10 protein-coding genes are annotated in these 12,516 nt (G+C 43.4%); 9 read left to right on the forward strand and 1 reads right to left on the reverse strand.

The window, feature by feature from the left end:
* Positions 1-115 precede the first annotated feature (115 nt).
* The 4 genes from icmF (at position 116) to pyrG (ending at position 6,515) form a co-directional block, all read left to right on the forward strand.
* Positions 116-3,373, forward strand: a complete 3,258-nt coding sequence (icmF, locus tag AC3ANV_RS00600; protein WP_488314357.1) for a fused isobutyryl-CoA mutase/GTPase IcmF — start codon at positions 116-118, stop codon at positions 3,371-3,373.
* Positions 3,374-3,718: 345 nt separating this feature from the next.
* Positions 3,719-3,919 carry a hypothetical protein gene (locus AC3ANV_RS00605; protein ID WP_488311774.1) on the forward strand — a complete coding sequence of 67 codons (201 nt, stop codon included), beginning with the start codon at positions 3,719-3,721 and terminating at the stop codon, positions 3,917-3,919.
* 120 nt (positions 3,920-4,039) lie between these two features.
* On the forward strand, positions 4,040-4,627 hold the full coding sequence (rpoE, locus tag AC3ANV_RS00610; RefSeq protein ID WP_488311775.1) for a DNA-directed RNA polymerase subunit delta: 588 nt from the start codon (positions 4,040-4,042) through the stop codon (positions 4,625-4,627).
* Between the two features lie 292 nt (positions 4,628-4,919).
* Positions 4,920-6,515 (forward strand): CTP synthase, encoded by a 1,596-nt coding sequence (gene pyrG / locus AC3ANV_RS00615; protein ID WP_488311776.1) that lies wholly within the window; start codon positions 4,920-4,922, stop codon positions 6,513-6,515.
* A gap of 232 nt (positions 6,516-6,747) precedes the next feature.
* Here pyrG and AC3ANV_RS00620 read toward each other — a convergent pair whose 3' ends face one another.
* Complete coding sequence (locus tag AC3ANV_RS00620; RefSeq protein WP_488311777.1) at positions 6,748-7,281, reverse strand: DUF2529 domain-containing protein; 534 nt, start codon at positions 7,279-7,281, stop codon at positions 6,748-6,750.
* 190 nt (positions 7,282-7,471) lie between these two features.
* Between AC3ANV_RS00620 and AC3ANV_RS00625 the strand changes: the two genes are divergently transcribed.
* From AC3ANV_RS00625 to glpX, 5 genes are all read left to right on the forward strand, one after another.
* Positions 7,472-7,843 carry a response regulator gene (locus AC3ANV_RS00625; protein ID WP_488311778.1) on the forward strand — a complete coding sequence of 124 codons (372 nt, stop codon included), beginning with the start codon at positions 7,472-7,474 and terminating at the stop codon, positions 7,841-7,843.
* A 237-nt stretch (positions 7,844-8,080) separates the two neighbouring features.
* Entirely contained in the window at positions 8,081-8,938 is an 858-nt protein-coding gene (locus AC3ANV_RS00630; RefSeq protein WP_488311779.1) for a class II fructose-bisphosphate aldolase, read from the forward strand.
* 251 nt (positions 8,939-9,189) lie between these two features.
* Positions 9,190-9,840, forward strand: a complete 651-nt coding sequence (gene fsa / locus AC3ANV_RS00635; RefSeq protein ID WP_488311780.1) for a fructose-6-phosphate aldolase — start codon at positions 9,190-9,192, stop codon at positions 9,838-9,840.
* 213 nt (positions 9,841-10,053) lie between these two features.
* Positions 10,054-11,340, forward strand: a complete 1,287-nt coding sequence (gene murA / locus AC3ANV_RS00640; RefSeq protein WP_488311781.1) for a UDP-N-acetylglucosamine 1-carboxyvinyltransferase — start codon at positions 10,054-10,056, stop codon at positions 11,338-11,340.
* Positions 11,341-11,481: 141 nt separating this feature from the next.
* Positions 11,482-12,444, forward strand: a complete 963-nt coding sequence (glpX, locus tag AC3ANV_RS00645; protein ID WP_488311782.1) for a class II fructose-bisphosphatase — start codon at positions 11,482-11,484, stop codon at positions 12,442-12,444.
* Positions 12,445-12,516 lie beyond the last annotated feature (72 nt).

The raw sequence follows: 12,516 nt of genomic DNA on the forward strand, positions 1-12,516 counted from the left end.
AAGTCAACATCGAATTACAAAAAACGCGATTCGTGTTTCCTTTATCTCATTCGGTGTGCTCCAGTCCAAACGTCGCTAAACAGGGCGCTTACGCTTTTCTAATAGGGGGATAATGATGGGAAATTATCGGCCAAAGCATCATATTCGGTTTGTGACAGCATCGAGTTTGTTTGACGGGCATGATGCATCGATCAATATCATGAGAAGGATTTTGCAGTCAAGCGGAGCGGAGGTGATTCATCTTGGTCATAACCGTTCGGTGGAGGAAGTGGTGAATGCGGCGATTCAGGAGGATGTGCAGGGGATTGCGATTTCTTCTTATCAAGGCGGTCACGTTGAATACTTTAAATATATGTACGACCTTTTAAAGGAAAAGGGCGCACCACATATCCGCATATATGGCGGCGGGGGCGGCGTTATTATCCCTCGGGAAATTAAAGAGCTTCATGACTACGGAATTGCCTGGATTTTCTCACCTGAAGATGGCAGAACGATGGGCCTTCAAGGAATGATCAACAGGATGCTTGAAGAGTGCGACTTCCCGACGGTGACTACCAATGCCGCCGAGCAAATAGAAAAGCTGCCAACAGGTGATGTTAATGCGATTGCCAAGCTAATCACACTGGCCGAACTTCATGTTGATGACAACAAAGAAGTTGCGGCAGCAGCAGAATTGGTGCTGGAACAAGTGAAAACGCTATCAAAGGCCATTCCGGTTGTCGGAATCACCGGAACAGGCGGTGCGGGAAAAAGCTCGTTAACCGACGAATTAATCCGCCGGTTTATCAATGAGCTGCCTGATAAAAAAGTGGCGATTCTATCCGTTGACCCGACGAAACAAAAAACGGGCGGCGCGTTGTTAGGTGACCGGATCCGCATGAATGCAATTTTTTCACCAAATGTCTATATGCGCAGCCTGGCGACCAGATCATCGAAATCGGAGCTTTCGCTCGCAATCAAAGATGCGGTTGCCGTTACGAAAGCGGCCGGATTTGACCTTGTGATCGTTGAAACGAGCGGAATCGGCCAAGGAGATGCCGGTATTACCGAAATTTGCGATTTGTCGATGTATGTAATGACAAGTGAATTCGGGGCGCCGTCACAGCTTGAAAAAATTGATATGATCGACTTCGCCGATTTAATAGTGATCAATAAATTTGAGCGCAAGGGCTCCGAGGATGCGAAGCGCCAGGTGCAAAAGCAATACCAGCGCAGCCATATGCTGTTTGAAAAAGAAGCTTCCGAGATGCCTGTTTACGGCACGATTGCCAGCCAGTTTAATGATCCAGGAACGAATGCTTTGTTTGCGGCGCTAATTGAAAAAATTAATGAGAAAATGGCAACGGATTGGCTGACTGCTTTTACAAAAAAAGCCCTTGTCGAAAAGCAAAATGTCATTATTCCAACAGATCGGCGCTATTACTTACGTGAAATTTCCGATACCGTCCGCATGTTTCATAAAAAAGCGGAGGAGCAGGCGAATATTGCCCGGAAATTATTCCAGCTTGAGGGTGCAATTGCCGCCGTCAAAGAGCGGGAAGCAAACGGGGATGTGCTCGCTTCATTAGAAGCGATTAAGCAAGAAACCGAAGCCAAATTGACACCGGAATCGAAAAAAATTCTCGCCGGTTGGGAAAAAACGAAGGAAGCGTATTCGAGCGAGCAATTGGTGACAAGAATTCGCGACAAGGAAATTATTACCGTCTTAAAAACAAAGAGTTTATCAGGACTGGACATTCCAAAAGTGGCGCTTCCTAAATATAAGGATTACGGTGAAATCCTCCGGTGGGTCTATCAAGAAAATGTACCGGGCTCATTCCCTTATACAGCGGGGGTATTTCCATTCAAGCGCGAGGGGGAAGACCCAAAACGGCAATTTGCCGGCGAAGGGACCCCGGAAAGAACGAATCGCCGTTTCCACTATTTATCAAAGGACGATTCAGCTAAGCGTTTAAGTACGGCGTTTGATTCGGTAACCTTGTACGGCGAAGACCCTGATTACCGCCCGGACATTTTTGGGAAGGTCGGCGAAAGCGGCGTCAGCGTCTGTACGCTTGATGATATGAAAAAATTATATGCAGGCTTTGATTTATGTCATCCATCAACATCGGTATCGATGACAATCAATGGTCCGGCACCAATTATCTTGGCGATGTTTATGAATACGGCGATAGATCAGCAAGTAGAAAAGAAAGAAGCGGAGCTTGGGCGAATGTTAACGGTGGAAGAATTTGCTGAAGTGAAGGCTTATACATTGAAAACGGTCCGCGGCACGGTCCAGGCTGATATTTTAAAAGAAGATCAAGGCCAAAACACCTGTATTTTTTCAACGGAATTTGCTTTAAGAATGATGGGTGATATCCAGCAGTATTTCATTGACCATCAGGTGCGCAATTATTATTCCGTTTCGATTTCCGGCTACCATATTGCTGAAGCGGGGGCCAACCCGATTTCCCAGCTGGCGTTTACATTGTCAAATGGTTTTACTTATGTGGAATATTATTTGAGCCGCGGCATGAAAATTGATGATTTCGCACCAAACCTGTCATTCTTTTTCTCCAATGGCTTGGACCCGGAATATACGGTAATCGGCCGCGTGGCACGCCGCATCTGGGCAACGGTAATGCGCGATAAATATGGGGCAAATGAACGAAGCCAAAAGCTGAAGTATCATGTCCAAACATCCGGCCGCTCGCTCCATGCGCAGGAAATTGACTTTAACGATATTCGCACAACACTTCAAGCATTAATGGCACTGCAGGATAACTGTAATTCGCTTCACACAAATGCCTATGATGAGGCGATAACGACGCCGACCGAAGAGTCAGTGCGCCGGGCAATGGCGATTCAAATGATTATCACCAAAGAACACGGATTAACGAAAAATGAAAATCCGCTCCAGGGATCCTTTATTGTTGAAGAGTTAACGGAGCTTGTCGAAGAAGCGGTCCTCCAGGAATTTGATCGCTTAAACGACCGCGGCGGGGTACTGGGTTCGATGGAAACGCAGTATCAACGCGGAAAAATCCAAGATGAATCAATGTACTATGAAATGAAAAAGCATACGGGTGAATTGCCGATCATTGGCGTGAACACCTATTTGAACCCTAATCCCCCTTCAGAGGAAGCTGTCAATAGTATGGAACTGGCAAGAGCATCCTATGAAGAAAAAGAATTGCAAATTCACAATTTACGTGCCTTCCAGGAAGGTCATGCAGATGCGGCCGCGGAAAAATTAACGAGCTTAAAAGAAGCTGCTGTCAACAATGGCAATATTTTTGCCGAATTAATGGAAACCGTTAAGGTCGCAAGCCTGGGGCAAATTACGAGAGCGCTTTATGAGGTAGGCGGACAGTATCGCAGGAATATGTAGCCCGAAAAGCGGAAACGCCCGTTTAGCGCACGACAGGACTGGACCGCTCCGAATGAGATAAAGGAAACACGGAGCTCAAGTCGATTCGATGTTGACTTATCGTAAGGAGGAGAGGGAAGTCCGCTGGGCGTTGGAGCTAGACAGCCCGAAAAGCGGAAACGCCCGTTATCAGGCAAGCTTTTATAAATTTTATTTATTGAAACAATGGCTCTAAAAGCTCCTGCTTTTGAGCCATTGTCTTTTTCTGTTATAATTATTTTTCAACATATTATAAAAATAGACTATTTTCTTATATAATCAAAAGTAGCAAACAAACTATGAGGTTTATCGGGCAGGTGTAACCAAATGAAAATAAGTTATATGATTGTTGTTTTACTTGTGTTTGCTTGGCCGCTATATTATCTCTATCAGCTTCAATTAGGGGCGGTTTCATTTTTACTGCTGGCGATTTTCTTCTTGGTAGTGTCATTTAAGGAGATTAAAAAAAACAAAGCAAAGAAGGAAACGGATAGAGATCCAACAAAAATCAAGCGAAACGGCAGATAGCACTAGCATAAACGGGAAAAATTTGTTTATAATGAAGAATATGTATTCTGGGGGAAATCCCGCTAAATGCCCGTTATTCACTCTTTTTAGGGTGTTAAATAGAGAAAGGAAGTGCCAAAAATGAGCCTAGCAAGTTACTCAAAAGAGCAATTAAAAGAGTTATCCCTCATAGAAATGGCTTACGAGTTTTTAAAAAATAGAAAGCAAGCTATTGCCTTTAATGAATTAGTGAGTGAAATCTCTGCTGCTGCAGATATTTCAGAACAGGAAATCAGATCACGCCTGGCACAATTCTATACTGATATGAATATTGATGGCCGTTTCCTTTCATTAGGTGAAAATCGTTGGGGTCTCCGTGTTTGGTATCCTGTTGATACTGCTGAAGAAGAAGTGGTTTCTGCCGTTAAACCTAAGAAGAAAAAGGCTAAAAAGGTTGTCGATGAAGAGGATCTTGATCTTGACGATTACGATGAAATCGATGAAGAAGAAGAGTACGATGATCTTGATGACTTTGCCGATGATGAAGATGATATTCTGGAAGATGACGAAGACATACTTGATGAAGACCTTGATGATGATGAGGATCTTTTGGCCGACGATGACGATGTTATTGAGGACGAAGAAGAATTTGATCTCGGTGATGAAGAAGATTTAGATGATGAAGACCTCGAAGAAGAAGAAACGTTCGAGGAAGAAGAAGATTTATAATCGGCTTGACTTTTTTATCCGGCCCTTGTAGAATCTTTTTTGGGCTCCTTTTAAAAGGAACGATTCGATATTTACTAATATGCGCTCCCTTACATTGTGTAGGTGGAGTGCTTTTTATTTTTCTAAGAATGTTGATTTTCCCCGTCGAATGAGGAAAGTTTACCTTTCCGGCAACTACGTCTCTCGGCAATGGCCGGGTTTCTTTATGGATGAGGCGGATTGAAAATAATTTTTTAAAAAACGCCTTAAACAAAATGGATAATGTACAAACTGTATAAGAGGGGGATTATTTATGACAAAGTATATTTTTGTAACAGGCGGTGTTGTTTCATCGCTCGGAAAAGGAATTACCGCTTCATCTTTAGGGCGCTTATTGAAAAATCGCGGACTGAACGTGACGATTCAAAAGTTTGACCCGTACATTAACGTGGACCCTGGAACAATGAGCCCATATCAGCACGGCGAAGTGTTCGTGACCGATGACGGCGCTGAAACCGACTTGGACTTAGGCCACTATGAGCGTTTCATTGATATTAATTTATCCAAATATAGCAACGTTACGACCGGGAAAATCTATTCAACTGTTTTACGGAAAGAACGTCGCGGTGATTATTTGGGTGGAACAGTTCAAGTTATTCCGCATATTACGAATGAAATCAAGGAGCGCGTATTCCGTGCCGGCAATGAAACAAATGCCGACGTTGTTATTACCGAAATTGGCGGAACGGTTGGTGACATTGAATCATTGCCATTCCTTGAAGCAATTCGTCAAATCAAAAGTGATGTCGGCCGTGACAATGTTATGTATGTACACTGTACGCTTATTCCGTACATTAAAGCTGCAGGAGAAATGAAAACGAAGCCGACCCAGCACAGTGTAAAAGAGCTGCGCAGCCTTGGAATTCAGCCAAATATCATCGTCGTTCGTACCGAAATGCCGGTTTCGCATGACATGAAGGATAAAATTGCTTTGTTCTGTGATATTGATTCCAAAGCGGTAATTGAATGTCAAGATGCAGATACGCTTTACTCGATTCCACTTTCTCTTCAAGAGCAAAACATGGACCAAATTGTCTGCGACCATTTGAAATTGGATACACCTAAAGCGGATATGTCAGAATGGAAAGTATTAGTTGATCGCGTTCTTCATCTTTCTAATAAAGTGCGCATTGGTCTTGTCGGTAAATATGTTGAGCTTCAGGATGCTTATATTTCCGTTGTTGAAGCGATGAAGCATGCCGGTTATGCCTTTGACACGGATGTGGAAGTGAAATGGATCAACTCCGATGAAGTGACGGAAGAAAATGTGGCAGAGCTATTAAATGATGTTGATGGCGTCCTTGTTCCCGGCGGCTTTGGTGACCGTGGAATCGAAGGGAAAATTCATGCTACCCGTTATGCACGTGAACAGAAGAAGCCATTCCTTGGCATTTGTTTAGGCATGCAGCTTGCGACTATTGAATTTGCCCGTAATGTCCTTGGCTATAAAGGTGCGCATTCTGCTGAATTCCAGCCGAATACAGAATTCCCAATTATCGACCTGCTTCCTGAACAAAAGGATGTGGAAGATTTGGGCGGAACATTACGTTTGGGACTCTATCCTTGCCGCCTTTCTGAGAATACGAAAGCTTTCGCTGCGTATAATGAAGAAGTCATTTACGAGCGTCATCGCCATCGTTATGAATTTAACAATTATTATCGTCAAGAGATGGAAGAGGCAGGATTTATTTTCTCCGGTACAAGCCCTGATGGCCGCTTAGTTGAAATTATCGAATTAGCCGATCACCCTTGGTTTGTTGCATCCCAATTCCATCCGGAATTTGTTTCAAGACCAACCCGCCCGCAGCCGCTTTTCCGCGACTTTATTCAGGCGTCAATTCAAAAATAAATTTTAGTAGAGCCGGTTCCGTTTTTGATGGGACTGGCTTTTTTATATTATAAATGTTGTTAATTCCGCGGGCTTTTGAAGGAATTCCGCCGATTTGAACAATTATTCCGCGTAAATAGGGGGTGATTTCCGCCGATTTTTAAACTGATTCCGCGGAGTTCACAATTTATTCCGCGAACTTCACAATTGGCGGGTTTTTCTAACAAAAAAACGACCCCAAACCAAGGTCGTTTTACTCCTCATATTCAGCAATAATCTCCTCAATTGTGAACTTCAGTCCATAATAAACAAATAATCCTGCCATTGAAGTCGGAAACCCGAAACGATTTCCTAAATCATCCGGAAGCAAGCCTTTTGTCATCAGCAAATCAATGTGGACATCAGCCATTTCCGCCAGATCAGCCGAATTCGCGGAACCTGCAACCGTTGAAACCGCCACAAATGGAATTCCCTTTTCCCGGAGCCGTAATCCTAGCTCTACTGCGTCATGATCAGCCGAAGACCTTGTGAAAATCAAAACTCTGTCTTCATGTTTAAGTTCATCCCGGTTCACGGCTGCCAATGCTTTTGCACCGGCAAGCGGTTCGGCACCCTCTAAGGCCTCGAACTCCACGGCCTTCATTTCCCTTGTTCCAAAAAGATAAATGGAACCGTCCCCGATGGGAGCCTGTGCAAGCAACCGTGCACCGTCCTCAAATGAAAACACTGATTTTTCCTCTATTCGTTTAAACAAACCAGTTAACTGGGTAGTAAACATTTTTAGCAAAATAAAAGCCCCTCCTTTTCGGATTTATTATAAACTTTTTTAATTAAATGCAAAAATAAACGCTTTTGCTGTAAAATAACATGAAAACGTTGCACAAAAAAGGCAGGAGTTTTTTAATATATGTAGAACTATAGTAGGTGGGATAAAGGGAAAATGTATCGATTTAAACAAAATGGGAAGAGGTGGAGTTATGAAAGAGAAAATTTTAATTGTTGACGATCAGTTTGGAATTCGGATTTTATTAAATGAGGTGTTCCAAAAAGAAGGGTATCAAACATTTCAGGCAGCTAATGGCATTCAAGCCCTTGATATTGTTACCAAGCATGACCCAGATCTTGTCCTTTTGGATATGAAAATACCCGGAATGGATGGTATTGAAATATTAAAAAGAATGAAAGTCATTGACCCGGACATCCGTGTCATCATTATGACTGCTTACGGTGAATTGGATATGATTCAAGAAGCGAAGGATCTTGGGGCGATTACCCACTTTGCGAAGCCGTTTGATATTGATGATATCCGCAGCGCAGTAAGAAAACATATGCCTCAAAACGCCAATTAACATTTTTTACCGTTATCAATGCATAAATATTCGATATGTTGACGCTTTCATTATGACAGTTTACAAAACTGCGCTAGATTGATGGCATTTCCTTATTTCTTTTGGTATGATACATATGGAATAAACAATGGTTGCTTATTCTTTTCCGTGAATACATATTCGTGAAATGAGAGGGAAATCCTTTATAGGGACGCCCTGTTTTGAAAAGAGTTCAACCTAAAACAAGGAGGAAGAGAAATGCCTTTAGTTTCAATGACAGAAATGCTTAAGAAAGCAAAAGCAGAAGGCTATGCTGTTGGGCAGTTTAACCTTAACAACCTTGAATTTACGCAAGCAATCCTTCAAGCTGCTGAATCAGAAAAATCACCGGTTATCCTTGGTGTATCTGAAGGGGCAGCGCGTTACATGGGCGGTTTCAAAACCGTTGTCAAAATGGTAGAAGGATTAATGGAAGATTATAAAGTGACTGTTCCAGTTGCTATTCACTTGGACCACGGTTCAAGTTTTGAAAAATGTAAAGAAGCGATCGATGCAGGCTTCACATCTGTAATGATCGATGCTTCACACCACCCATTTGAAGAAAATATCGAAATCACTTCAAAAGTGGTTGACTATGCACATGCACATAGCGTTTCTGTTGAAGCTGAATTAGGTACAGTTGGCGGACAGGAAGACGATGTTGTAGCTGAAGGCGTAATCTACGCAGATCCTAAAGAGTGTGAAGAGCTTGTTAAACGCACTGGCATTGACTGCCTTGCTCCTGCATTAGGCTCTGTACACGGTCCTTACAAGGGTGAACCAAACCTTGGTTTTAAAGAAATGGAAGAAATCGGAAATATCACTGGCATGCCGCTTGTTCTTCATGGCGGAACAGGTATCCCAACAAAAGATATCCAAAGATCTATTTCTTTAGGTACTGCTAAAATCAATGTAAACACTGAAAATCAAATTGCCTCTGCTAAAGTAGTTCGTGAAGTATTAGCGGCAAAACCTAATGAATACGATCCACGTAAATATTTAGGACCTGCACGCGATGCGATCAAAGAAACGGTTAGCGGCAAAATGCGCGAATTCGGTTCTGCAGGAAAAGCTTAATAAGAAAAGCGGAAGCGCCTTGCTCAGGGGCGACAAGCATAAGACGAGCCGGCAGGAAGGTTGGTTTTTAACCTTCATGACGGATTGGCTTATGACCTCGAGCCCCTAGGCGCTGCAGCTAGACAATAAGAAAAACGGGCCCAATTGCTTGGTACCTTTGATGAATTTGAAACCGCCCTTAACAAAAAAAGGGCGGTTTCAATGTTACATAGGTAAGTCGAAAATTATCGAAAAATAATGGAGGGAAACACATGAAATTTTTTATTGATACAGCCAATATTGAAGAAATCCGTGAAGTCTATGAGTTAGGATTACTATCAGGTGTTACCACAAACCCATCGCTTGTAGCTAGAGAAAAGGATGTTTCTTTCCATGACCGTATTAGAGAAATCGCGGCACTTGTACCGGGTTCTGTTAGTGCGGAAGTCATTTCACTTGATGCTGAAGGCATGATCCGTGAAGGGAAAGAACTGGCAGCAATCGCACCGAATATTACCGTTAAGGTTCCAATGACTCCGGATGGCCTAAAAGCAGTAGCAGCTTTTTCAAAAGAAGGAATCAAAACAAACGTAACACTTATTTTCAGTGCCAACCAAGCGTTGCTTGCAGCTAGAGCAGGAGCAACCTATGTATCACCATTCCTTGGCCGCCTGGATGATATCGGTCAAAATGGTTTAGAGCTTATTTCCACTATCTCCGAAATCTTTGCCGTTCATGGCCTTGAAACAGAAATTATTGCCGCATCCATCCGCAATCCAATTCACGTAACAGAAGCAGCTTTAAGAGGAGCGCATATTGCGACAATTCCATATAAGGTACTTTTAGGTTTATTCCATCATCCATTAACAGATAAAGGAATTGAAGGATTCTTAAAAGACTGGAATTCCCGTACAAACGCATAAATTTTACCCAAAATTTTTCCATTTTCGTGATTTTTTTTAATATAGATACATGAAAATAATTTTTTCGTGTAAACTATATAAATAGACAAGCTGTCGGAATATGACTTTTTGTGTTGGAAAAAAATACCTCGAGCCTCGTTTTAGTAATTAATGGAGCTTTTAATTGGATGAAGACAACCATTCATTTCGAGAGCGGCTGGAAGGGAGTCGAAAATGGAAAAACTTAAGATTGCGGGCGGTTATCCGTTAAAAGGAACCGTAAGAATAAGTGGTGCAAAAAATAGTGCGGTTGCTTTAATCCCGGCGACCATTTTGGCAGAATCACCAGTAACCATTGAAGGATTACCGGATATATCTGATGTTGAAATTCTTAAGGACCTGCTTGAAGAAATCGGGGGTAGGGTCCGGCTTTCCGATGATGACATGACGGTTGATCCATCGACAATGATCTCAATGCCGCTGCCAAACGGAAAAGTAAAAAAGCTGCGTGCTTCCTATTATTTAATGGGGGCAATGCTGGGGCGCTTTAAAAAGGCGGTCATAGGTCTGCCGGGAGGATGCCATCTTGGACCAAGACCAATTGATCAGCATATTAAAGGCTTCGAAGCACTGGGTGCCAGTGTGACAAACGAGCAAGGCGCCATTTATTTGCGTGCCGACGAACTTCGCGGGGCACGAATCTATTTAGACGTTGTAAGCGTTGGGGCCACCATCAATATCATGCTCGCTGCGGTTAAAGCAAAAGGCCGTACCGTCATTGAAAATGCGGCGAAAGAGCCGGAGATTATCGATGTAGCGACTCTTTTAACCAATATGGGTGCAAAAATTAAAGGTGCCGGTACAGATGTTATCAGGATTGATGGCGTGGACAGCCTTCATGGCTGCCGCCACACGATTATTCCTGACCGCATTGAAGCGGGAACCTACATGATTATCGGTGCTGCGATTGGCGAGGGCGTCTTAATTGATAACGTGATTCCACAGCATTTAGAGTCATTAATTGCCAAGCTGCGCGAAATGGGCGTCCATGTGGAATCAGGGGATGACCAAGTGTTTATTAATGGAGCCGCTAAATTGAAAGCGGTTGATATCAAAACGCTCGTTTATCCGGGATTCCCAACCGACCTGCAGCAGCCCTTCACGACTCTTTTAACAAGGTCGACGGGTTCAAGTGTTGTCACGGATACGATTTATGGTGCCCGTTTTAAACATATCGATGAATTACGAAGGATGAACGCCAATATTAAGGTTGAGGGACGCTCAGCCATTATTAACGGTCCAATTCAGCTTCAAGGTGCTAAAGTAAAAGCAAGTGACCTCAGGGCAGGTGCTGCATTGGTCATCGCAGGCCTGATTGCTGAAGGAATTACCGAAGTAACGGGTCTTGATCATATCGACAGAGGCTATAGCAATCTCGTCGAAAAGTTAAACGGCCTTGGAGCAACGGTTTGGCGCGAAGCTTTAACCCAAGAAGAAGTAGAGCACTTGAAAAACACCTAGCACGGCTTGTGACCATAGAGCCGAACGGAAAAGCTAACACTTTTCCTTCATGCGAAGGAATCTTCCGAAGATTATATTTCCGAAGATTACTATTACGGGGTAAGACGATTAAAAAAGCGGAGAAACTGGGGGATGGAACCGATGGAAAGAAGTTTATCGATGGAGCTTGTCCGCGTGACCGAAGCAGCAGCACTAGCTTCAGCTCGCTGGATGGGCCGCGGGAAAAAGGATGAAGCAGACGGTGCTGCTACATCGGCAATGCGCGATGTGTTTGATACGATTCCTATGAAGGGAACCGTTGTTATTGGTGAAGGCGAAATGGATGAAGCACCAATGCTTTATATAGGGGAAAAGCTTGGAACCGGGTATGGTCCGCGCGTGGATGTTGCTGTCGATCCGCTGGAAGGTACCAATATTTTAGCTTCAGGCGGTTGGAACGCTCTTGCAGTTCTTGCGGTTGCGGATCATGGAAACTTACTTCATGCGCCTGATATGTATATGGAAAAAATCGCAGTCGGTCCCGAAGCTGTCGGGCAAATTGATATCAACGCATCCGTTTTGGACAACCTGAAAGCTGTTGCGCGAGCAAAAAATAAAGACATTGAGGATGTAGTCGCAACTGTCTTAAACCGTCCGCGTCATGAACATATTATTGCTCAGCTTCGTGAAGCAGGAGCAAGGATTAAATTGATTAACGACGGTGATGTCGCCGGTGCAATCAATACAGCATTCGACAACACGGGTGTTGATATTCTTTTTGGTTCCGGAGGCGCACCCGAAGGCGTAATTTCCGCAGTTGCCCTAAAATGTTTAGGCGGCGAACTAATCGGAAAGCTATTACCGCAAAGTGACGGTGAACTAGAACGTTGTATTCAAATGGGACTTGATGTAAACCGGGTACTCCGCATGGAAGACCTTGTAAAAGGCGACGATGCTATTTTTGCGGCAACAGGTGTAACAGATGGAGAACTATTACGCGGCGTTCAATTTAAAGGATCCCACGGCTCAACACACTCCGTTGTTATGAGAGCGAAATCGGGAACTGTTCGTTTTATTGACGGCCGTCACAGCTTAAAGAAGAAACCAAATTTAGTCATAAAATAAAATTTTTTTAAGTCAATGCAAACCCTTTCAAGAGAGGCTGGATATTTTCAATGTCCGGACTCTCTTATATTG

It is taken from the genome of Neobacillus sp. DFD-2R (assembly GCF_057747865.1).